This is a genomic window from Streptomyces sp. NRRL B-24085, from assembly GCF_001282115.1.
Classification (GTDB): domain Bacteria; phylum Actinomycetota; class Actinomycetes; order Streptomycetales; family Streptomycetaceae; genus Streptomyces.
Window position 1 is genome coordinate 1 of record NZ_LJBR01000159.1, and the last position, 21837, is coordinate 21837.

The 21837-nt window shown below is 71.2% G+C and carries 17 protein-coding genes; 10 read left to right on the plus strand and 7 right to left on the minus strand.

The genetic code is table 11. The features are described from left to right. A partial coding sequence (locus tag AOJ26_RS18920) for a hypothetical protein (RefSeq protein ID WP_053849495.1) occupies positions 1–2194 on the plus strand: 2194 nt, incomplete at its 5' end. Positions 2195–2236: 42 nt separating this feature from the next. Here AOJ26_RS18920 and AOJ26_RS18925 read toward each other — a convergent pair. Further along, positions 2237–2461 carry a DUF7683 domain-containing protein gene (locus AOJ26_RS18925; RefSeq protein ID WP_053849496.1) on the minus strand — a complete coding sequence of 75 codons (225 nt, stop codon included), beginning with the start codon at positions 2459–2461 and terminating at the stop codon, positions 2237–2239. Next, positions 2458–6012: a colicin E3/pyocin S6 family cytotoxin gene (locus tag AOJ26_RS18930; RefSeq protein ID WP_234358596.1), complete on the minus strand. Its 3555-nt coding sequence runs from the start codon at positions 6010–6012 to the stop codon at positions 2458–2460. Before AOJ26_RS18930 ends, AOJ26_RS18925 begins: the two co-directional genes overlap by 4 nt. 271 nt (positions 6013–6283) lie before the next feature. On the opposite strand from AOJ26_RS18930, the gene AOJ26_RS44415 reads away from it, so the two are divergent. From AOJ26_RS44415 to AOJ26_RS18950, 4 genes are all read left to right on the plus strand, one after another. Continuing rightward, complete coding sequence (locus tag AOJ26_RS44415; RefSeq protein WP_234358597.1) at positions 6284–6871, plus strand: hypothetical protein; 588 nt, start codon at positions 6284–6286, stop codon at positions 6869–6871. Between the two features lie 61 nt (positions 6872–6932). Continuing rightward, entirely contained in the window at positions 6933–8516 is a 1584-nt protein-coding gene (locus AOJ26_RS18940) for an FG-GAP-like repeat-containing protein (protein WP_143663566.1), read from the plus strand. Positions 8517–8621: 105 nt separating this feature from the next. Beyond that, positions 8622–9473 carry a DUF5707 domain-containing protein gene (locus tag AOJ26_RS18945; RefSeq protein WP_053849498.1) on the plus strand — a complete coding sequence of 284 codons (852 nt, stop codon included), beginning with the start codon at positions 8622–8624 and terminating at the stop codon, positions 9471–9473. Positions 9474–9606: 133 nt separating this feature from the next. Continuing rightward, positions 9607–10401, plus strand: coding sequence for a hypothetical protein (locus tag AOJ26_RS18950; RefSeq protein ID WP_053849499.1), 795 nt, complete (start codon positions 9607–9609; stop codon positions 10399–10401). 2 nt (positions 10402–10403) lie between these two features. On the opposite strand, the gene AOJ26_RS18955 is transcribed toward AOJ26_RS18950, so the two are convergent. Continuing rightward, positions 10404–12791 (minus strand): cation-translocating P-type ATPase, encoded by a 2388-nt coding sequence (locus AOJ26_RS18955; RefSeq protein ID WP_053849500.1) that lies wholly within the window; start codon positions 12789–12791, stop codon positions 10404–10406. 112 nt (positions 12792–12903) lie between these two features. After that, entirely contained in the window at positions 12904–13188 is a 285-nt protein-coding gene (locus AOJ26_RS18960) for a DUF2530 domain-containing protein (protein WP_053849501.1), read from the minus strand. Between the two features lie 111 nt (positions 13189–13299). Between AOJ26_RS18960 and AOJ26_RS18965 the strand changes: the two genes are divergently transcribed. Further along, positions 13300–14694: an NCS2 family permease gene (locus tag AOJ26_RS18965; RefSeq protein WP_053849502.1), complete on the plus strand. Its 1395-nt coding sequence runs from the start codon at positions 13300–13302 to the stop codon at positions 14692–14694. A 22-nt stretch (positions 14695–14716) separates the two neighbouring features. Here the strand turns inward: AOJ26_RS18965 and AOJ26_RS18970 are convergent, their stop codons facing one another. Next, a complete protein-coding gene (locus tag AOJ26_RS18970) occupies positions 14717–14899 on the minus strand; it encodes a hypothetical protein (protein WP_053849503.1) in 183 nt (60 codons plus the stop codon). Positions 14900–15031: 132 nt separating this feature from the next. Then, entirely contained in the window at positions 15032–16159 is a 1128-nt protein-coding gene (locus AOJ26_RS18975) for an RICIN domain-containing protein (RefSeq protein ID WP_053849504.1), read from the minus strand. A 306-nt stretch (positions 16160–16465) separates the two neighbouring features. Between AOJ26_RS18975 and AOJ26_RS18980 the strand changes: the two genes are divergently transcribed. From AOJ26_RS18980 to thpR, 3 genes are all read left to right on the plus strand, one after another. Next, a complete protein-coding gene (locus AOJ26_RS18980) occupies positions 16466–16903 on the plus strand; it encodes a MarR family winged helix-turn-helix transcriptional regulator (RefSeq protein ID WP_053849505.1) in 438 nt (145 codons plus the stop codon). Positions 16904–17000: 97 nt separating this feature from the next. Further along, positions 17001–18275 carry an MFS transporter gene (locus AOJ26_RS18985; protein WP_053849506.1) on the plus strand — a complete coding sequence of 425 codons (1275 nt, stop codon included), beginning with the start codon at positions 17001–17003 and terminating at the stop codon, positions 18273–18275. A 152-nt stretch (positions 18276–18427) separates the two neighbouring features. After that, positions 18428–19000 (plus strand): RNA 2',3'-cyclic phosphodiesterase, encoded by a 573-nt coding sequence (gene thpR / locus AOJ26_RS18990; protein WP_053849507.1) that lies wholly within the window; start codon positions 18428–18430, stop codon positions 18998–19000. 134 nt (positions 19001–19134) lie between these two features. Here thpR and AOJ26_RS18995 read toward each other — a convergent pair whose 3' ends face one another. Continuing rightward, a complete protein-coding gene (locus AOJ26_RS18995) occupies positions 19135–20127 on the minus strand; it encodes an aldo/keto reductase (RefSeq protein WP_053849508.1) in 993 nt (330 codons plus the stop codon). A gap of 133 nt (positions 20128–20260) precedes the next feature. Between AOJ26_RS18995 and AOJ26_RS19000 the strand changes: the two genes are divergently transcribed. Continuing rightward, positions 20261–21837 (plus strand): amidase (locus AOJ26_RS19000; RefSeq protein ID WP_053849509.1); only part of this gene is annotated, 1577 nt, incomplete at its 3' end.

Below are 21837 nucleotides of genomic sequence, written 5' to 3' on the forward strand. Positions count from 1 at the left end.
CACCAGCCCCGTCGTGCACGCCCCGACGCCCAGCGACGAACCGCTCGGCGTCCCCGCGCTGCTCATCGCCTCCTTCCCGCTGGACACCACCCGGCGGCACGCGGCCCCCGGCCCGCTCACCGACTTCCTCGTGCAGCGCGCGGCGGACGTGTACACCGAACTCCTCGCCGGCTGGCGGCCGGTGAGCGAGGGGATCATCGCGCTGGTGCCCGGCCCGCTGGGGAAGGGCGAGCTGGACGGGGCGCTGCGGCAGGCGATCCTGGAGCGGCTCCCGCGCACCGCGTTCCTGCCGCCCGCGCTCGAACCCACCGACGACCTCCCGGAGGTGCTGCGCCCGCGCGAGGCCGAGGTCGTCGAGGGCGCCGGCGCCGACACCGTACGGGTGCTCGCCGAGGTGCTGCCCACCCTGCTGCCCGCCGGACTCGAACGGCGGGTGGAGCTGCGCACGCTGGGCGTCGCCCGGGTTCCGCTGACCGACGCGATCGACCGGCTGGCGGGGCTGGAGAAGGAGCCGGAGTGGTGGCAGCGGCTCTACGACAGCCTCGCGGGCGTCGACCCCGACCGGCTCTCCGGGCTTCCGGTGCCGCTTGCCGACGGACGTACGACGATCGGGCCCCGGCAGGTGCTGCTACCCACCTCGGACGGGCCCCTGATCGACCCCGGCGTCCTCACCCGGCTCGGCCTCAAGGTCGCCCACCCGGACGCCGCCCACCCGCTCCTGGAGAAGCTCGGCGCGCTGCCCGCGACCCCGCGCGCGGTGCTCACCACGCCCCAGGTGCGGGCGGCCGTGGCCGCGTCCCTGGACGACGACGGGGGCATGAGCTGGGAGGAGGACACCCCGGACGCGGAAGAACTCGCCGACACCGTGCTGGGGTTGGTGCGGGACGCGGGGCTCGAACCCGGTGACGAGCCGTGGCTGGGCGCGCTCGCCCTGCCCGACGAGGAGGGGGAACTGGTCCCCGCCGGTGAACTCGTCCTGCCCGGCAGCCCGTTCGCCCGGGTGATCCGCGAGGACGAACTCGCCTTCGTGGACGCCGACCTGGCCCGGAAGTGGGGCGAGCAGCCACTCGCCGCCTGCGGGGTGCTCGCCGACTTCGCCCTGGTCCGGGCCACGGACGTGGTGCTGGACCCGGACGAACTGGAGCCGCGCGACGGCGACTTCGCCGAACCGGACGACGCCGGGCTGCTCGACGCGGTGGACGTGTGGTGCGAGGACATCCTCGACCGCTTCCCGGACACGCCCGTACCGCCGGTCGCCACCGAGCTGATCGCCGTGCGCGACCTGGACCTGGTCGACGAGGACAAGTGGCCCGAGGCCCTGGCCCTGCTCGCACAGCCCCCGCTCAGGGACGCCCTCACCCAGCAGGTCCGCATCCTCCTGCCGGACGGCACGCACGAGGTCGTACGGCCGTACACCGCCTGGTGGCTGCGCGGGAACCCGGTGCTGGACGGCCGCCGCCCCGCAGGTCTGCTGGCGGCCGGGGGAGACCCCCTCCTGCGCGGCCTGTACGACGAGGCGGACGCGACCGGGTTCGACGACGAGCAGGTGCTGCGGGCGCTGGGCGTGCGGACCTCGGTGGCCGCGCTGCTCGCGGAGCCGGGCGGGGCGGCGGAACTGCTGGACCGCCTGGCCGACCCCTCGCGGCCGGTCACCGGCGCACAACTGCACGGCCTCTACAGCGCGTTGGCCGACCTGGACCCCGAACAGGTCACCTTGCCCGACGAGCTGCGCGCGGTGACCGACGGCCGGGTCGAGGTCGTGGACGCGGCCGACGCGGTGGTCGTCGACTCGCCGGACCTGCTGCCCTTCACACAGGGCGTCCCCCTGCTGCCGGTCCGCCCCTCCCGGGCCGCCGAACTCGCCGAACTCTTCCAGGTCCGCCGCCTGAGCGAGTCGGTGACGGGTTCGGTGGACTCCGAGGGCACCGAGCACGAGGTCCCGGAGCCGGTACGGATCCTGCTGGGCGCCGGCACCCCCGCCACGTACGTCGAGCACGACGAACTCGTCGTCGACGGCGTGGAGATCGACTGGCGCCTGACGAACGACGGCATCCTGCACGCGTCCACCCTGGAGGGCGTCGCCGCGGGCCTCGCCTGGGCGGCCCGACAGTGGCCCCGCCGCTTCGAGGTGGCGGCCCTCCTGGAGGACCCGACCCGCACGGAGGAACTGGCACGGGACCGCTGGTTCGACTGAGCACCGGGGGCCGTCCTGATGGACGGCCCCCGGCGCAATCCGTCATTCAGCCTCCAGGAAGTACTCGTACTTCTCCAGGTCGAGTGTGATACCGGTCAGATGCCGGAAGCGCTCGGCGTCCTCCTGCTTCAGTGGATACACGTCTGCCAAGTGCTCCGCAGGCATCCCCAGGAAGTCGGTGAGGGCGTCCAGGCCGACAGCCGTGATGTCGGTGGACGAGTCGGGGAAGTCCTCGTCCTTCAAGTAGCGGGTGACAAGGAATCTCATGGGGTCACTTTCCGGGTGGGGTCCGCAGGCTTGGTCTGGGCTCCAGTATTCGGGTCGAACTCCCCGAGGTGCTTGCCCCGCTTGTTGTACTTCTCCACCGTGCCGTGCTGGGAGTCCCACTCGTAGATCTCACCGGACTTGGGGTCCTTCCAGCGCTTGCGCAGGTTGCCACCGCCCTGCACCGGGGTCTTCGACTTGGCCTTCGCGGCGTTGGGGAAGGCCGGCAGCTTGCCGTCGGTCGGTGGTTTCTTCGGCCCGGTCTGCGCCCTCTGCACGGCGTTGCTCTTGCTCTGCGCCTCGCGCAGCGCCTGGCCCAGGCCGTCGTTGAAGCGGCCGATGCCGTCGGCGCTGGTGAACCCGCCCCCGACGACCAGGGTGGTGCTCGCGGCGATCGCCGGAGCGCCGGCGAGGCAGCCGACGCCGGTGATGCACAGCGCGCCGCCGGCCAGGTCACCGGACGCGCCGGCGCCCATCATCAGTACGCCCGCGCCCGTCTCGGCGAGCCCGCCCCAGACGTCCGGGTTGGTGAAGATGGCCTCACCGTAGATGAGGACAGTGTCCGTCTTGTCCTCCAGCCAGTCCGGGATCCAGCCGTCGTCCTCCTCCTGCGGGCCCTCCGGGTCCGGGACGCTGCGCCAGGCCTCCTCCGTCTTACGGAACTCGGCCTCCTCCTGGATCTGCTTCGAGACCGCGGTCTGGAAGGCCTCCAGCATGGCCTTGCCGGCCGCCGCGGAGTCCTTGCCCGCGGCCGTCGCCGACGCCCGTGCCTCCTGGGCCGCGCTCCACGCCTCGTCGGCGGAACCCTGGGCCCAGTTCGCGGACACCTGCGCCTCGGCGGCCGATGAGATCGCCCGTGCCGCCGCCGCGTGGGCGTCGGCCTCCGCGGCACGCGCGGTACGGGCCGAAGCCGCGGCGTTGGCTGCGGAGGTCTCCGCCTCCTTCGCAGACTTGAGGGCGTCGTCGGCGTACCCCTTGGCGGCCTTCGCCGAGGCGTCGGCCTGCTTGGCGTACTCAGTGGCTTCGGCCGCGGCCTTGCGGGCCGTGGCGGCGACCTTGCCCGCCTCCGCCGCGTTCTTCTGCGCGGTGGCGGCCACCGAGGCGGCCCCGGAGATCATCTGCTGCAGCAGGGCCACATGGCCGGCGGCGAGCTGGTCCTTGCGCAGCGCCTGGTACTGACCCCGCTGGATGAAGGAGTGCAGCAGCGGTGCAGGACCCTCCAGCGCGATCCGGGCGGCCGATCTGACCTCGGGGCCGCCGCTGTCGATGAGCTGCGCCGCCCGGACCCGCTCGTCCTCGGTGCGTGCCGTGTACTGACCGGCGACGACGAAGCTGCGGTACTTGTCCACGGAGCCGGAGTTCAGTGCCGTACGCCCCGCGCTCTGCACGCTGGGGCCACCCTTGGAGGTCACCTTCGCGACGTAGACGCGCAGGTCGTCCGCCATCGCCTCGTACTGACCGCTCTCCAGGAAGGAGCTGACCTCGGCCGAGCCGTCGCCCAGGGCCTGCTCGGCCCCGTGGCGTACGGCGGGGGCCGGCGAATCCAGGGCCAGCGTCAACGCGCGCGACCGTTCGTCGCCCCGCACCGCCTCCAGTCGTCCGGAGCGCAGGTAGGACACCACGTCGGCGGTGTCACCGGAGAGCGCCTCTCCGGCCGCCGAACGGCTCCAGGGACCGCGGGTCTTCAGGGTGCGCAGCGCGACGTCACGGCCCTCGGCGGCCAGCTTCTGCTGGTCCGCGTCCGGTGCGGAGGCGGCCGTGCTCAGGCGCCGGGCGTCCGCTTCGAGGTCCGCGGCGGCCTGGGCCACGCGGTCCTGCGCCGCCTGCCGCCGCTCTTCCTGCGCCTTGAGCTGCCGGGCCAGGGCGATGGCCTCGTTCGTCCGGGCGGTCAGTTCCTCCGCCTCGATCTGACGGGCCAGCGTGAACACGTTCTTGGCCCTGGTCACGGCCGCGCTCGCGGTGTCCGCCGCCTCCTTGGCGGCCTTCGCGTGGGCGGTCGCCTCTGTTGCCGCCTTTCCGGCCTCCACGGCGTGGTCGGCGGCTGCGTTGGCTGCCTTGGCCGCGTTCTCCGCATGGGTGGCGGCCGAGTTGGCCGCGTCACGGGCCTCGTTCGCGGCCGTGGCCGCCTTGCGGGCCAGGCTCTCGGCGGCGTTCGCGGCGCGCGTGGCCTCCGCCGCCTGGGCACGGGCGGCGGCAGCCGCGGCACTGGCCTCGGCGGAGCTCGCGCCGGCCTGGTCCGCGAAACGGCTGGCGTCGGTCGCGGCACTGGCGGCGGCGTCGGCGTTGTTGCCGGCGCTGGTCGCGGCCCGTGCCGCGTCTCCGGCCGCGGTCGCGGCGACACCGGCCTGGTTGGCGGCGTCGGCCGCGAGCCGGGCGCCCTTGGCCGCGGCGTTGGCTTCGTCGGCGGCCTTGCGGGCGGCGCTCGCCTTGCTGTGGTCGGCGGCCGCGTCGGCGGCGGCCCCGCGTGCCCGGCTGGCGGCCTGGGCGGCGCCGGACGCGGCGGCTGCGGCCTGGGTGGCGGCACTGGCCGCTGTACGCGCGGAGTTGTTGGCGGCCCGCGCCGCGTCGATGGCCTGCTGCGCTGCCCTGGCCGCCTGGTTGGCGGCGGTGGCCGCGCGGGAGGCTGCGGACGCGGCACGCACCGAGTCCTTGCGCGCGGCCTCCGTCTCGGCTGCCGCCTTCTGCGCGGCCTCCTTGGCAAGTGCCGAAGCCGCGATCGCCCGGGCGGAGGCGTCCTTGGCCGCCTCGGTCTCCGCGCGCGCCTGGCGCCCGGCCTCCTTGGCCTGCGCGGCGAGTTGGGCGATGGTGGCGCGTTCCTGGTCCCTGGACCGGGCGACGTACTGGCCGACCTGGAGGAACTCGCGGATGTCGGCGGCCGTCCCCTCCAGGGCCACCCGGCCCGCGGCCCGCACGTTGGTCCCGGCCGTGCTCATGATCTGCACGAGCTGAACGCGCTCGTCTTCCTCACGCTGGGTGTACTGGCCGTCGTTGAGGAAGGCGGTCATGTCGTCGACGCTGCCGGTCAGCGCGGCGCGCCCGGCCTGCTGCACACCGGGCCCGCCCGCGTCGACGATCTGTGCGATACGGACGCGCTGGTCCTGTTCCAGCGGTGCCTTCCAGCCGTCCTTCAGGAAGGTGTCCAGGTCCCCCTGGCTGCCGGCCAGTGCCTTGCGTGCGGCCTCCTGGAGACCGCGTCCGCCGAGCCCCGCGATCTGCGCGGTCTGTACCCGGTCGTCCTGGTACGCCGTCTCGGTCGCGACGTCGTTCAGGAAGTGCCGCACGTCGCTGTCGCCACCGGTCAGGGCGACCTCGGCGGCGGCCCGCAGGCCGGGCCCGCCCGACTTCCACAGCTCAAGCACCCGGCCGCGGTCGGAGTACGCGCCACTCGTCGTGCCGCCGTCGTCGGCGGGGGGTACGGAGGAGGCGGCGGACGCCGTCGGAACGGTGCCGAGCAGCCCCATGGTGATCGCCATGGGCAGCACGCCCAGCATGGCGCCGTGCATCAGGCGTTTCGATATTCCGGTGGCATCGAGTTGGTCAGTTCTTCGATTCACTGGGTACCTGTCTGTAAATCGGCGACGACCCCCGAAATGTGAGTCGCCGAATGGTCGACGGGTAAGCATAGCCGCCGTTCTACCGAACGGTAGGCGAGAATTTCAGAGCCGGGCATATCGGGCAATGGGGATTTATTGTAAGCGTATTGACGTCGATCGTGAATCTGCATATGCTGTGCCTCGACTTTGCTTCGGGAATGCTCGGCCTGACCAGCCGACGCTTCACCCGGACTCGCATCTTCAGGGGGTAGAACGGGGACCCGGTGCGCCTGTGCGCGACCGGCTGATCAGGGCATATCTGGCAGTCATAGGTGGCTGCGGCCCAGTCATGCGCTTTTTTCGAAGGGAATTCTCGGTGCCTTTCCGTGCCCGAAATCTCATTGTTTCCGGAGTCGCGGTGGCGTGCGCCACGGTCACCGGAATTTCCGTGGCGTCCGCTGACGATCCACCGCAATCCCCGTCGGCCGACAAGCCGCCCGTAGCTGTCGAGGACTACGGTTATCCCGGGGCCGACCGAATCCTTGCCGAACAGGGAATCAAACTGAAGAAGGGCGACGGACGCATTCTGCTCGCCGAATGCGCCCCGGCCGCCCAGCAGATTCGGGTACTGACCCGCAAGGACGACTCCGTGGGCCGGGCCGGCACCTACTGCTTCCAGGCGGTCGGGAAGAGCGGCCGCCTCACCCTGGAACTTCCCCAGGTCTTCGCCGTGGAGGCCGCGGACCACCCGGTCAGCGCCGACCTGACGGCAGGCGGCAGGACCACCACGGTCGCCGTGCCCAAGGGCGGCTTCGAATCCGTCGGCGAGGCGGCCGGAGGCGCGTCCTCGGTGCTCGTCGAGCTCAGGGTGACGGGCTGACCTGCCCACCTCCGCGCTGTATGCGCCCAGCTGACCACAAGACTCCGGGATTCGAGGAAACGTGAAAGACGTCCGTCCGCGCAGGACGCGCATGGTGTGGGCCACCGGACTCGCGGCCGCCGGTCTGACGACCGGTCTGCTCGCTGCGGCCCCGGCCCAGTCCGCCACCGGTGACCAGGTCGCCGATGACACCGACCAGTACACGGTCAAGGTCCATGTGGCCGGTGGCACCGACAACGAACGAGCCTGCTCCGGCACCCTCGTCGACCAGCAGTGGGTGCTCACCGCCGCCAGCTGCTTCGCCGCCGACCCCCAGCAGGCGACCGCGCTCACCAAGGGCGTGCCGCCGCTGCCCGCGGTGGTGACGGCCGACGGCAACAAACCGACGGCCGCCGCGCAGCGCAACCAGAAGGTCCAGGAGATCGTCCCCTACCCGGGCCGTGACCTCGTCCTCGCTCGCTTCAATCCCGTTTCCGCCGACGACGCGCTGGGCGGCCCCTTCCCGGACATCTCGTCCGCGCAGCTCAGCGATGCCACACCGGTCCAGGGCGACCAGCTCAGGGCGGTCGGCTACGGCCGGACCAAGCAGGAGTGGACCCCCGAGCGCGCCCACACCGGTTCCTTCGGCGTGGACCTGGTGAACCCGACGACCCTCGCGATCTCGCCCGGTGCCGCCGGCGCCGCCCTGTGCAAGGGCGACGCGGGCGGGCCCGTGCTCAACACCTCGGGAGAGGTCGTCGGCGTGGTCAGCGCCGCGTGGGACGGTGGCTGCCTCAACTCGTCGGAGACCCGCACCGGGGCCGTCGCCACCCGCGTCGACGACATCGCGGACTGGGTCCAGCAGGTCCGGCTGACGAGCCGCCAGAAGCACATCACCAATGCCCTCACCGCGGCCGACTTCGACGGCGACGGACGTACGGACATCGCGGCGCTCATGGACAACAGCTCGGCGCAGCTCTTCCGAGGCCGTCCGGACGGGACGCTGCAGTTCGGCAACTTCATGAGCGTCCTCGGCCGACCGACGCAGAAGCAGCTCATCGCGGGCGACTTCCTGGACGACTCCAAAGGGATGGAGGTCATCGCCGTGGGGAAGGACGGAAACCTCTCCCTGGCGAAGCAGCGCGTCATATGGGGGCGCTTCCCGTCCTCGCTCTGGGAGCACCGCCAGCTCTGGACCGACGCCGCGTGGAAGGACGCCCTTCCGGTCGCCGCCCTGCGGACCGGCACCGCCGGACGTGACACCCTGCTGTTCCAGTGGCCCGACGGCTCCCTCTACACCTACAAGCGGGACGCCAACGGAGACCTGGTCAACCAGAAGAAGTCGATGTGGCCGGACAAGACGTGGAAGAAGAAGCTCATCGCCACGGCCGACTTCACCGGTGACGGACGCGACGACATCGCCGCGGTCGCCGCCGACGGGGCACTGCACCTCTACACCGGCAAGGCCGACGGCACCTTCGACAAGGCCCGCTCGATGTGGCCCGACAAGACCTGGGGCGGCATGCGGGTCGTGCTCGGCGGTGATTTCAACGGTGATGGCAAGGCCGACCTCGCCGCCCTGACCACCGCGGGCGACCTGCGCCTGTACGTGGGCGACGGCAAGGGCGTACTCGCCGCCAGCAAGACCATGTGGCCCAAGGTCTGACCAGGGACTCGTAAAAATCAGCCCGGTCTTCTGCAACGCTTCAGCCCGGTCGCGCATCTGACCCCACGAGCCGCCAGGCTCTTCGACCAGTCCCTGGGGGAACGCATGCGCATCCGCACCACCGTGGCCGCCGTCTCCGGCGGTCTCGTCCTCGCCGCCCTCGCCGTCCCGGCCGCACAGGCCGACGGCGGGGGCCTCCACAAACCCACTGCCGCGGAGCGTTTCGGCTTCTCCAGAGCCGCGATGCGCGCCGCCGACGACGCGGAACTGCCGGTCGTCTCCAGCGTGCAGGTCAACGGCGGCAAGGCCATCGTGGCCGGTACCTCGGGCGTCAAGACCTTCACCGTGTCGCTGACCGCCAGTCACTCCGCCGGTATCCAGGACGCGTACATCGACCTGTGGCACGGCCGGGACACCGACCATGTCGACGGTGTGTTCGCTCCGAACGAGCAGAACGCCACCTGCACCGCGGTCAGCACCACGACCTCGACCTGCAAGCTCACCATTACAGTCGACTTCGGCCGCGAGCTGTACATGAACTCGCTGGCCGGCACCTGGCACGTGACTGCCGCCGCGATGGCCGCCGACGAGGCCGGCACCGACTACTGGAACGACTTCCACGGCACCCACAAGCTCCAGCGCCTCTCGAAGCTCACGGCCAACGCCTCCCCCGAGCCGGTGAAGAAGGGCAAGACCATCACCGTCACGGGCAAGCTGACGCGGGCCAACTGGGAGACGCGTAAGTACGCGGGTTACTCGACCCAGCCGGTGAAGCTGCAGTTCCGGAAGAAGGACTCCGACACCTACACCACCGTGAAGACGGTCAAGACCAACAGCAAAGGTGACCTGAAGACCACGGTCAAGGCTACGGTCGACGGGTACTTCCGCTGGAGCTTCGCGGGCACCTCCACCACTCCGGCGGTCAACGCCGCGGGTGACTTCATCGACGTCAAGTAAGTCGAGCGGAAGCAAAGCGTTGCGCATGTGCGGGCCAAATCACGTCTCACGGGTACAACCAACCCCGTGAGTCACGGATCTACGGAGTGAGTCATCAGACTCCGAGATCCTTCTCTCCTCATGGGGAACGCACATGCGCATACGCGCCCTCGTCCTCGTCGCCTCCGGCGCCGTGGCACTTTCCGCCCTTGCCGTGCCGTCCGCCTCGGCCGCCACGGCCGGGCCCGCCGTCACCTTCTCCAACCTGAAGGTCAACAGCGGCAAGAACATCGTCGTCGGGTCGACGTCCATGGTCACGGTCTCGGCGACCTACACCGTGACCAAGCCCGCAAGCCTGAGTGCGAGCTCCTTCCAGACCGGGCCCGTCCTCTACCGCGGCACCCTCGACCTGGACTCCGAGACCGTGCTCGGCGGGGACGAGGCCGGCACCTGCACAGTGTCCTCCTCGACGGTCCTGAAGTGCACGGCGAAGATCCAGTTCCGTCCCAAGAGCGACGAGTACGGCGATCTGGTCAGCACCGATGCCGGTACCTGGAAGCTGGGCGCCGTCGCGGTCGACGCGAACGACGGGGTCACCCTGCAGGGCGGCCTCGGCAGCACCCATCTCCAGCGCCGGGCCACCCTCACCGTCAACGCCTCCCCGGAGCCGGTGAAGAAGGGGAAGACGATCACCGTCACGGGCAAGCTGGCCCGCGCCAACTGGGACACCAACACGTACGCGGGTTACTCGACCCAGCCGGTGAAGCTCCAGTTCCGCAAGAAGGGCAGCAGCACCTACACGACCCTGAAGACGGTCACCACGACGTCCACGGGCACGCTGAAGACGACGACCACGGCGACGGCGGACGGCTACTACCGCTACAGCTTCGCGGGCACGACGACCACGTCCTCCGTCAGCGCGGCGGGCGACTTCGTCGACGTCCAGTAGGACTAGGCGGAACCGCGGCGGTCGACCCACCTCCACAGGAGTTCCAGGGCGGCCGCCGCCACCACCGAGATGCCGACCGCGATCCACGGCATCGTCAGCCCGACCAGTTGCAGCGCGAAGAAGTCCTGGAGCCAGGGCACGGCCAGGACCAGGACGAATCCGAGGCCCATCGCCGCCACCAGCGCGAGCCGCCACCAGGTGTAGGGGCGGGCGATGATCGCCAGCACCCACATCGAGATCAGGAACAGGGTCAGGGTCGCCGCGCTGGTCTCCGCGTCCAGCGCGCCGGGGCCCGTGTAGTGGTGACGGGCGATCAGGTACGTCACGAAGGTCGCGATCGCCGCCACCACCCCGCCGGGGACCGAGTACCGCATGACCCGCCGCACGAAGTGCGGCTGCGCGCGCTCGTGGTTGGGCGCGAGGGCCAGGAAGAACGCCGGGACGCCGATCGTCAGCGTCGACAGCAGGGTCAGGTGCCGGGGCAGGAAGGGGTACTCGACCTGCCAGCACACCACGAGGACCGCGAGCAGCACCGAGTAGACGGTCTTGACCAGGAACAGGGTCGCGACCCGGGTGATGTTGCCGATGACCCGCCGGCCCTCCGCGACCACGTCCGGCAGCGTCGAGAAGCTGTTGTTCAGCAGCACGATCTGTGCGACCGCCCGCGTGGCCTCCGAACCGGAGCCCATCGCCACCCCGATGTCGGCGTCCTTCAGGGCGAGTACGTCGTTGACCCCGTCGCCGGTCATCGCGACCGTGTGCCCGCGCGACTGGAGGGCCCCCACCATGTCCCGCTTCTGCTGCGGGGTGACCCGCCCGAACACCGTGCCCTCGTCGAGCGCCTGCGCCATCCCGTCCGGCTCGGCGGGCAGCCGGCGTGCGTCCACCGTGCTGCCGTTCAGCCCGAGCTTGGCCGCCACCGCCCCCACCGACACCGCGTTGTCCCCGGAGATGACCTTGGCGCGGACGTCCTGTTCGGCGAAGTAGCGCAGGGTGTCGGCCGCGTCGGGGCGCAGCCGCTGTTCCAGTACGACGAGGGCGGTCGGCCGCGCCCCCCGGGCCACCTCGGGATGGTCGAGGTCGCGGGTGGCCCGGGCCAGCAGCAGCACGCGCAGCCCCTGTTCGTTGAGCCGCCCGGTCTCCGCGAGCGCGGGGTCGTCGGCAGACAGGAGCACGTCCGGCGCCCCCAGCAGCCACGTACTGGTCTGGCCGTCGCCCTCGCTGAAGGTGGCTCCGCTGTACTTGCGGGCGGAGGAGAAGGGGAGCGACTCGGTGCAGCGCCACTCCTGGACGTCCGGGTAGACGTCGATGATCGCCTGGAGGGAGGCGTTCGGACGCGGGTCCGACTCGCCGAGGGCGCCCAGGACCTTCCGTACGTACGACTCGTCGGCGCCCTGCAACGGCCTGAGCTCGGTGACGTCCATGCCGCCCTCGGTGAGGGTGCCGGTCTTGTCGAGACAGACCGTGTCGACGCGGGCGAGGCCCTCGATGGCCGGGAGTTCCTGGACGAGGGCCTGTTTCCGGCCAAGCCGGATGACGCCGATGGCGAAGGCGACGGAGGTCAGCAGGACGAGTCCCTCGGGGACCATCGGCACGATGCCGCCCACCGTGCGGGCGATGGAGTCCTTGAGGTCGTTGTCCTTCACGAAGAGCTGGCTGACGACCAGGCCGATCGCGGTCGGGACCATCATCCACGTCACGTACTTGAGGATCGTGGAGATGCCGGAGCGCAGCTCGGAGTGGACCAGAGTGAAGCGGGAGGCCTCCTCGGCCAGCTGGGCGGCGTAGGCCTCGCGGCCCACCTTGGTCGCCCGGAAGGCGCCGCCGCCGGCGACCACGAAGCTTCCGGACATCACCTGGTCGCCGGGCCGCTTCACCACCGGGTCGGCCTCACCGGTCAGCAGGGACTCGTCGATCTCCAGGCCGTCGGCCTCCACGACCTCCCCGTCGACCACGGCCTTGTCGCCGGGCCCGATCTCGATGAGGTCGTCGAGGACGATCTCCGAGGTGCTGACCGCGGTCGCGGTGCCGTCCCGCCGTACGGTCGGGCGTGCCTCGCCGATGACCGCGAGCGAGTCGAGGGTCTTCTTCGCCCGCCACTCCTGGACGATGCCGATCCCGGTGTTGGCGAGGATGACGTACCCGAACAGGCTGTCCTGGAACGGCGCGACGAACAGCATGACCAGCCAGAGCACACCGATGATCGCGTTGAACCGGGTGAAGACGTTCGCCCGGACGATCTCCGCCAGGGTCCGGCTGCTGCGCACCGGCACGTCGTTGACCTGGCCCCGCCGCACCCGCTCGGCGACCTCGGCGGCGGTCAGGCCGGTCACCGCCGCTGACGGGGCCGTCGTGCGGTCGAGTGCGGCGCCCGCGTCGATGTGCGTCATGCATTCGACGGTACGTGCGGTTTTGCGGCTTCACCCGCCGAGTGACCGGAAGTTCCGACCTGGGGAGGAGACGGGAACGGGCGAGTGATGCCCTGGTACTAGGGGGCGCTCGTCACTCGGAAGCAGGGCCGGCGGCGGAGTCGGTGGCGGCCGCGTTCCTGATGGCCGCGTCCCGCTTGCGGACGTACCAGGTGCCGTACAGCCCGAGCACGCCCCCGGCCAGGCAGGTCCACAGCCACCAGGTGCGGTCGTGGTCCGCGAACCAGCCGTAGAAGGGGAGCTGTACGAGGAACAGCGCGAACCACAGGATCGTGCCACCGGTGACGGTGGCGACCACGGGGCCCTCCAGGGGCTCCGGAGCCTCGTGCCTGAGGGGTCCCGAGAAAAAACCGGCCATGGGGACAGCTTACGAGGCGATCACATCTACGCGCGGAGATGGCTCCACCGGCCTCATACGTTCATACTGAAACGGTTTGTGTCTGTCCACTTCTGCTCGTAGGAACATCCAATGCCGACCGCCCTCGACCGCTACTTCAAGATCTCCGAACGGGGCAGCACCCTGCCGCGCGAGATCCGGGGCGGCTTCGCCACCTTCTTCGCGATGGCCTACATCATCGTGCTGAACCCGATCATCCTCGGCAGCGCCAAGGACATGTACGGCCATCACCTGGACAACGGCCAGCTGGTCACCGCGACCGCCGTCACCGCGGCCTTCACCACGCTCCTCATGGGCGTGGTCGGCAACGTCCCGATCGCCCTGGCGGCCGGACTCGGCGTGAACTCCGTCGTCGCGCTCCAGCTCGCTCCCCGGATGTCCTGGCCGGACGCGATGGGCATGGTCGTGCTGGCCGGCTTCATCGTGATGCTGCTGGTCGCCACCGGTCTTCGGGAGCGCGTGATGAACGCGGTGCCCTTCGGCCTGCGCAAGGCGATCTCCATCGGTATCGGCCTGTTCATCATGCTGATCGGGCTCGTGGACTCCGGGTTCGTCTCCCGCATCCCGGACGTCGCCCAGACCACCGTGCCGCTCCAGCTCGGCGGTGACGGCCACCTCAACGGCTGGCCGGTCCTGGTCTTCGTCCTGGGCGCCCTGCTGACCCTCGCGCTCATCGTCCGCAAGGTCTCCGGCGCGATCCTGATCTCCATCGTCGCCATGACGGTCCTGGCGATGATCATCGAGGCCGTCGCCAAGGTGCCGTCCTGGGGGCTCACCACCCCGAAGTGGCCCGGCAACCCGGTCGCCACCCCCGACTTCGGTCTGCTCGGCAAGGTCAGCCTGTTCGGCGGCTTCGACAAGGTCGGCGTGCTGACCGGCATCCTCTTCGTCTTCACGGTCCTGCTGTCGTGCTTCTTCGACGCGATGGGCACGATCATGGGCGTCTCCGACGAGGCCAAGCTCACCGACGCCCAGGGCCAGATGCCCGGCATCAACAAGGTCCTGTTCGTCGACGGCCTCGCGGTCGCCGCGGGCGGTGCCAGCTCCTCCTCCGCCACCACGGCCTTCGTGGAGTCCACGGCCGGCGTCGGCGAGGGCGCCCGCACCGGTTTCGCCAACGTGGTCACCGGCGGGCTCTTCGCCGTGGCCCTCTTCCTGACGCCCGTCGCCACCATGGTCCCGTCCCAGGCCGCGACCCCCGCGCTGCTCGCCGTCGGCTTCCTGATCCTGGCGAACTCGGTCCGCGACATCGACTGGGGCGACCACACCATCGCGATCCCGGCCTTCGTGACGATGGTGATGATGCCGTTCACCTACTCGATCACCAACGGCATCGGCATGGGCTTCATCACCTTCGTGGTGCTGCGCCTGGCGGCGGGGCGGGCCCGGGAGATCCCGGCCGCGATGTACGTCGTCTCCGCCGTCTTCGCCTTCTACTACCTGATGCCGGCCTTGGGCCTGACGTGAGCCGTCCCCACCCGCCCCGGTCTCACGTGACCCCGTAGAACTTCTCGGTCTCGTCGACTGCGGTCTGGAACCGTTCGTCGAAGTCGTCCCGGACGAGCGTTCGGATCACATAGTCCTGGACGCTCATCCCTCTCTTGGCCGCATGGTCCCGGAGCCGCTCGAGCAGCTCCCCGTCTATCCGCAGGCTGAGCACACTGGTCCCCATGGAGACGAGGGTCGTCGCCCAGGGGGACCAGCGTTCACTTTCCGCACCCGACTCACTCGTTCGGGTGAAGATCCGGTTTCGGGGCTCGCCGGGGCGGGGAGCCTCGGCCCTCTGGCACCGGGCCGCCCGCCGCTACCAGGTCCACCGCTGGTCGGTGTTGGCCGAGCACGGCCACTGGATGGCCTTGGTGCCGATGGCCGGGTTGGACGCCGGGATGGCGAGGCACTTGTCGCTGTTCAGGTTCCGCAGCCGGTCGAGGCTGTCGTGGATCCAGACCTGTTCCTTGCCGCCGTTGCAGGTCCACTGGATGGCCTGGGTGCCGTCGGTGACCGAGGCGGCCGGCATCGCGAGGCACCGGCCGCTGTTGGCGTTCCTGACGACGTAGCGGTCGCCGTTGCCGCCCGCGACCGGCGTCAGGTGCCACTTCTGTTCGGCGCCGCCGTTGCAGGTCCACTGGATCAGGTCGGTGCCGTTCTCCGTGTCGGCCCGGGGGACGGCCAGGCACTTCGCGGTCCCCTGGTTGGTGAGGGGGTGGGCGGCGGTGACGGCGGTGTCGATCCAGGCGGCCAGTCCGTCGACGCGGGCCGCCACGCCGCCGGTGCGTGTCTCGGTGGCGTCGGTGCCGTAGCAGCCGCCCTGGTACGACCGGCTGACGAGGGCCACCAGACGGTCGGTGCCGTTCGTGGTGCGCACCACCGGGCCGCCGGTGTCACCGGCGCACGCGGCCACCCCGTCCGCGCCGGTGACCGTGACCGTGCCCGGGTCCGAGGCGTCCACCGAGAGCGCGCCGGAGTGCAGTTTCAGGGGCGCCCACTCGGTCCGGGTCCGTCCGAACCCGGCGAACGCCAGCGTCTCCCCGGCGGTGGGCTCGGACGTGGCCAGGGCCACCGGGGTGACGTTGGTGACCGCCTGGTTCAGCCGGGCCAGGATCACGTCCCGTCCGGTGGTGCCGGGCACCAGCTCGACGACCTGGCGCACCGCGCCCGCGCCGGTGGTGAGGTCGGAGCGGCCGATGGTGGCGGTGATCGGCGAGGCCGGCCGGCCCGCGGGGACGGCGAGGCTCACGGCCGGGTCGGCGGCGAAGCAGCTCGCGCCGGTGAGCAGCCACTGGGGGGCGACCAGGACCCCGGAGCAGCCGCGGTCGTGGTCGCCGACGACGAGCTGTGCGGTGTAGCCGAAGGTGGTGTCGGCGACGGGGGTGCCGGTGACGGCGGGTGCCGGGGCGGCGGACCATGCGGTCGGAACTGCTGCCAGGACCATGGCCGGCACGGCGAGCCGTAGCTGTCTGAGGTGTCGTCGCAAGGCGGGCTTCCTCGGGATGGGTGGAGGTCACGGACGGGACGCGGCACGAGGGGCGGAGCTGCTGATGCAACCCTGTGCGGCCGATCCTGTCCACCACGTCAAAACCCCTAAATAGGACGGTAGTTGGGGTTCCGCTGTGAGGTGGGTCACCGTCGTCGGAGGTTGTGCCGGGGCGGATGACGAATGGGTGACGAGTGGCCGGAGTCACGGGAATGCCCGTGTGTGCCAGCTTGTTTAGCCAGAGTAATGAGTTATGCTAAAGAGATGCCGGACCTTACCCATGGCGACGACGTAGCCGCCGTGAACTCCCTGCGATCAGCCGTGATGCGACTGTCCCGTCGGCTCAAGCACCAGCGGGTCGACGAGTCACTGAGCCCCACCGAGATGTCGGTGCTGGGCACCCTCTCCATCTGCGGCCGGGCCACCCCCGGGGAGCTCGCCCGCAAGGAGCACGTCCAGCCGCCGTCGATGACCCGCATCGTGGCGCTGCTGGAGGCCAAGGGACTCGTCCGGCTGGAGCCGCACCCCGAGGACCGGCGCCAGAAGGTCGTCACCAAGACCGAGCAGGCCGAGGCCATGCTCGCGGAGAGCCGCGCCAAGCGGAACGCCTTCCTCGCCACCCTGGTCGACGGCCTCGACGAGGACGAGTGGGCGAAACTGCGCGAAGCCGCCCCCGTGCTGGAGAAACTCGCACACCTGTAAGCCACGAAGAGGAGGCGAACGCACTTTGAGTACGGGACCCGGAGCAGAATCCGCCCCCGCACCGATCCCTTCTACCTCTGCGTCCCGCAAGTCATCCATGTTCAGCTCGCTGAAGGTCAGGAACTACCGGCTGTTCTTCGCCGGCCAGGTCGTGTCCAACATCGGCACCTGGATGCAGCGCATCGCCCAGGACTGGCTGGTGCTCAGCCTCACCGGCTCCGCCACCGCCGTCGGCGTCACGACGGCCCTTCAGTTCCTGCCGATGCTGCTCTTCGGCCTCTACGGCGGCGTCCTCGTCGACCGGCTGTCCAAGCGCCGCGCGCTGCTGTTCACGCAGTCCGCGATGGGCGCCACCGGCATCGCGCTCGCCGTCCTCACCCTGACCGGCCACGTCCAGGTCTGGCACGTCTACCTCGCCGCCTTCGCCGTGGGCCTCGCGACAGTCGTCGACAACCCGGCCCGCCAGTCGTTCGTCTCCGAGATGGTCGGCCCCGACCAGCTCCAGAACGCGGTCAGCCTGAACTCCGCGAACTTCCAGTCGGCCCGCCTGATCGGCCCCGCGGTCGCCGGTGTCATGATCACCGGCGTGGGCACCGGCTGGGCGTTCCTCGCCAACGGCCTGTCCTTCGTCGCCCCGCTGGTCGGCCTGCTGATGATGCGGGCGCGTGAGCTGCACGTCGTCGAGCGCGCCCCGCGCGGCAAGGGGCAGTTGCGGGAGGGCCTGCACTACGTGGCCGGGCGGCCGGAGCTGATCTGGACCATCGTCCTGGTCGGGTTCGTGTCCACCTTCGGCTTCAACTTCCCCGTGTACCTCTCGGCCTTCGCCGACGACGTCTTCCACGCGGGCGCCGGCTCCTACAGCCTCTTCAACACGGTGATGGCGGTCGGCTCCCTGGCCGGCGCCCTGCTCGCGGCCCGCCGCGGCACCGCCCGGATGCGGGTCCTCGTCGTGGGCGCGGTGGCGTTCGGCGCGCTGGAGATCGTGGCCGCCCTCGCCCCCTCGCTGTGGCTGTTCGCCCTGCTCATGGCCCCGATCGGGATGTTCGGCATGACGGTCAACGTCACCGCGAACACCAGCGTGCAGATGGGCACCGACCCGGCCATGCGGGGCCGCGTGATGGCCCTCTACATGATGGTGTTCATGGGCGGCTCGCCGATCGGCGCCCCGATCGCCGGCTGGATCACCGACGCGTACGGCGTCCGGGCGGGCCTCGCGGTCGGCGGCGCGATCGCCGCGGTGGCGGCCGTGACGATCGGCCTGGTCCTGGCCCGCGTCGGCAACCTGCGGCTGTCGGTCGGCTGGAACCGCGGCCACCCGCACGTCCGGTTCGTGCCGCGCGAGGCGCAGGAGCAGTTGGCGCCCGCGGCCTGAGCCCTGCGGCCGCACGCAGGGCCGGTACCCGGCCCGGCCGGTCGTCGTTCGCCCCGGCGGTGTACGTCTCCGCCGGGGCGAAGCCGTTGGCCACGCAGCAGGCGACCAGCCGGCGGTCGTCGGCCGGGCCCCATGGTGACAGGCTGGCCCCCATGAGACTCTTCGCCGCGGTACTGCCTCCGCAGGATGTCACCGAGGAACTCGCCTCGGTCGTCGCCGAGTTGAGGAAGCTGCCGGTCGCCGAGGCGCTGCGCTGGACCGGCGTCCCGGGCTGGCACTTCACGCTCGCCTTCTACGGCGAGGTCGACGAGGACGTCGTACCGGAGCTGTCGGAGCGGCTGGAGCGGGCGGCCCGGCGGACCGCCCGTTTCCCGCTGGCCGTGCACGGGGGCGGGCAGTTCGGGCACGGGCGGGCCCTGTGGGCAGGGGCCGCCGGCGAGCTGCCGGGGCTGCGGCTGCTGGCGGAACGGGCCGGGGCGGCCGCGCGCAGGGCCGGGGTGGACACGGGGGAGCACCGGCGGTACAAGGCCCACCTGACCGTGGCGCGCAGCCGGGAGGCGGTGGACGTACGGCCCTGCCTGGAGGTGCTCGACGGGTTCACGAGCCGCACCTGGACCGTGGACGAGCTGGCGCTGGTGCGGAGCAACCTGCCGGGGTCCGGGGTGCCGGGGGAGCAGCCCCGCTACGAGGTGGTCGGCCGCTGGGCGCTGGGCGCGGCCGGTTAGGCTCGACGTGTGGACCCGAAGACCCGGAACCGGATCATGGCCGGTGTGCTCGTGCTGATGTTCGTCGTCGTGGCGTTGGCCGCCGTCCTCGGCAGGTAGGGGAACCGCGGCCGGCCGCGGCTCCCCACCGGGTGCTACCAGGCGAAGGCCTCCGGGGAGGGGCCGGTGCCCGGGAAGATCTCGTCCAGGCCGGACAGGACCTCCTCGCCCAGCTCCAGCTCGACCGCCCGGACCGCCGACGCGAGCTGCTCGGCCGTGCGCGGGCCGACGATCGGGCCGGTGACGCCGGGACGGGTCAGCAGCCAGGCCAGGGCCGCCTCGCCGGGCTCCAGACCGTGCTTCTCCAGCAGGTCCTCGTACGACTGGATCTGGGCCCGCTTGGCCGGGTCGGCGAGGGTGTCCGCGGCCCGGCCGGAGGCGCGGCGGCCGCCCTGCACCTCCTTCTTGATGACCCCGCCGAGCAGACCGCCGTGCAGCGGCGACCAGGGGATCACGCCGAGGCCGTACTCCTGGGCGGCCGGGATGACCTCCATCTCGGCGCGCCGCTCGGCGAGGTTGTAGAGGCACTGCTCGCTGACGAGGCCGATGGTGCCGCCCCGCCGCGCGGCGATCTCGTTGGCCTGGGCGATCTTGTAGCCGGGGAAGTTGGAGGACCCGACGTAGAGGATCTTGCCCTGCTGGACGAGGGTGTCGATCGCCTGCCAGATCTCCTCGAAGGGGGTGGCGCGGTCGACGTGGTGGAACTGGTAGACGTCGATGTGGTCGGTGCGGAGCCGCTTGAGCGAGGCGTCGACGGCACGGCGGATGTTCAGCGCCGACAGCTTGTCGTGGTTGGGCCAGGCGTCGCCGTCCGCGGCCATGTTGCCGTAGACCTTGGTGGCCAGGACCACCTTGTCGCGGTTGGCGGCGCTCTTCGCGAACCAGTTGCCGATGATCTCTTCGGTACGGCCCTTGTTCTCGCCCCAGCCGTACACGTTGGCGGTGTCGAAGAAGTTGATTCCCGCGTCGAGAGCCGAGTCCATGATCGCGTGCGAGTCGGTCTCGTCGGTCTGCGGGCCGAAGTTCATGGTGCCGAGGACGAGTCGGCTGACCTTGAGTCCGGTGCGTCCGAGCTGCGTGTACTTCATGGTGGTCCAGCCAACGCCTTGGAGTGGACTCCAGGCAAGCACCGGCTTCGGGGGGATTGCTCCCCTGTCGAACCGGGGGGCAGCCGGAGGGAGTTCGGGCGGTTCCGTCTCTAACGTGCCGTACATGACACGTATGGAGGGAATCCGGGCCACCCGGCGGGACGTGCTGGCGCTCGGCACCGCGGCGGCGGCCACGCCCTTGCTGGGTGCGGCCCCGGCCCGCGCGGCGGATGTCGCGAGCGGGGAGTTCGACGAGCTGTCCATCACCGAGCTGCGCGCGCTGATGGACAGGGGGCGGCTCGACGCGGAGCGGCTCACCCGCTACTACCTGGAGCGGATCGAACGCATCGACCCGCTGCTGCACGCGGTGATCGAGGTCAACCCCGACGCGCTGCGGGAGGCCGGACGGCTGGACGCGGGCGGGCAGCCCCGGGGCCCGCTGCACGGCATGCCGGTACTGCTGAAGGACCTGGTCGAGACCGCGGACCGGATGCACACCACGGCCGGCTCGCTCGCCCTGGAGGGGCTGCGGCCCTCGCGGGACGCCACCGTCGCCGCCCGGCTCCGGGCCGCCGGTGCCGTCGTCCTCGGCAAGACCAACCTCAGCGAGTGGGCGGGCGGCCTCTCGCTCACCCACCACGCCGGGTGGAGCGCGCGCGGCGGCCAGACCCGCAACCCGTACAAGCTGGACCGCTCGCCCAACGAGTCAAGCTCCGGCACCGGCGCCGCCGTCGCGGCCAACCTGTGCGTCGCCGGCATCGGCACCGAGACCAACGGCTCGATCATCGACCCGTCCTCGGCGAACTGCCTCGTCGGGGTCAAGCCGACCGTCGGACTGGTCGGCCGGGGCGGCGTCATCCCCGGTGTGCCGAGCCAGGACAGCGTCGGCCCGATGGCCCGTACGGTCCGGGACGCGGCGATCATGCTCGGCACGTTGACCGGCGTCGACGCCAGGGACCCCGCGACGGCGGCGAGCCGGGGCCGCTCCCACCGCGACTACACCCGCTTCCTGTCCGCGGACGGGCTGCGCGGGGCGCGCATCGGCATCCCGCGGACCGTGTACTTCGGGTACAGCGACCATGCCGACGACATCGCGGAGCGGGCGATCGAGGTGATGCGCGCGGCCGGAGCGGTGATCGTCGACCCCGCGGACATCCCCACCGCCGAGCAGTTGGAGGACCTGCCCGGCGCGATGGTCGTCCAGGCCTACGAGTTCAAGCGCGCCCTCAACACCTACCTCGCCGCGGCGCGTGGTGAGGTCCCGCGCAGCCTGCGGGAGTTGATCGCCTTCAACCGCGAGCACGCCGACCGGGAACTGCGGTACGTACGGCAGGACGGGCTGGAGGCGGTGGAGCGGCTGGACTTCTCGGCGCGGGAGTACGAGGAGGCGCTGGCCGTGAACCGTCGGCTGTCACGGGCGGAGGGCATCGACGCGGTGCTGCGCCGGCACCGCCTCGACGCCCTCGTGATGCCGACGACCGGGCCGCCGGCCAAGATCGACCTGATCCGCGGGGACACGTACGGCGGCGGCGCGTCCACGCCCGCGGCGCTCGCCGGGTACCCCGCGGTGAGCGTTCCGGCGGGGTTCGCGTTCGGCCTGCCGGTCGGGGTGACGTTCATGGGCACGGCGTGGAGCGAGCCGACGCTGCTGCGGCTGGCGTACGCGTACGAGCAGGCCGGGCGGGTGCGGCGGGCGCCGGGGTACCGGGG

Excerpts from the sequence above, each read along its gene's own strand:
- AOJ26_RS18925 (WP_053849496.1), bottom strand. The coding sequence starts at position 2,461 with ATGAGATTCCTTGTCACCCGCTACTTGAAGGACGAGGACTTCCCCGAC.
- AOJ26_RS18945 (WP_053849498.1), top strand. The coding sequence starts at position 8,622 with ATGCGCATCCGCACCACCGTGGCCGCCGTCTCCGGCGGTCTCGTCCTC.
- AOJ26_RS18950 (WP_053849499.1), top strand. The coding sequence starts at position 9,607 with ATGCGCATACGCGCCCTCGTCCTCGTCGCCTCCGGCGCCGTGGCACTT.
- AOJ26_RS18955 (WP_053849500.1), bottom strand. The coding sequence starts at position 12,791 with ATGACGCACATCGACGCGGGCGCCGCACTCGACCGCACGACGGCCCCG.
- AOJ26_RS18960 (WP_053849501.1), bottom strand. The coding sequence starts at position 13,188 with ATGGCCGGTTTTTTCTCGGGACCCCTCAGGCACGAGGCTCCGGAGCCC.
- AOJ26_RS18965 (WP_053849502.1), top strand. The coding sequence starts at position 13,300 with ATGCCGACCGCCCTCGACCGCTACTTCAAGATCTCCGAACGGGGCAGC.
- AOJ26_RS18970 (WP_053849503.1), bottom strand. The coding sequence starts at position 14,899 with ATGGGGACCAGTGTGCTCAGCCTGCGGATAGACGGGGAGCTGCTCGAG.
- AOJ26_RS18975 (WP_053849504.1), bottom strand. The coding sequence starts at position 16,159 with ATGGTCCTGGCAGCAGTTCCGACCGCATGGTCCGCCGCCCCGGCACCC.
- AOJ26_RS18980 (WP_053849505.1), top strand. The coding sequence starts at position 16,466 with ATGCCGGACCTTACCCATGGCGACGACGTAGCCGCCGTGAACTCCCTG.
- AOJ26_RS18985 (WP_053849506.1), top strand. The coding sequence starts at position 17,001 with ATGTTCAGCTCGCTGAAGGTCAGGAACTACCGGCTGTTCTTCGCCGGC.
- thpR (WP_053849507.1), top strand. The coding sequence starts at position 18,428 with ATGAGACTCTTCGCCGCGGTACTGCCTCCGCAGGATGTCACCGAGGAA.
- AOJ26_RS18995 (WP_053849508.1), bottom strand. The coding sequence starts at position 20,127 with ATGAAGTACACGCAGCTCGGACGCACCGGACTCAAGGTCAGCCGACTC.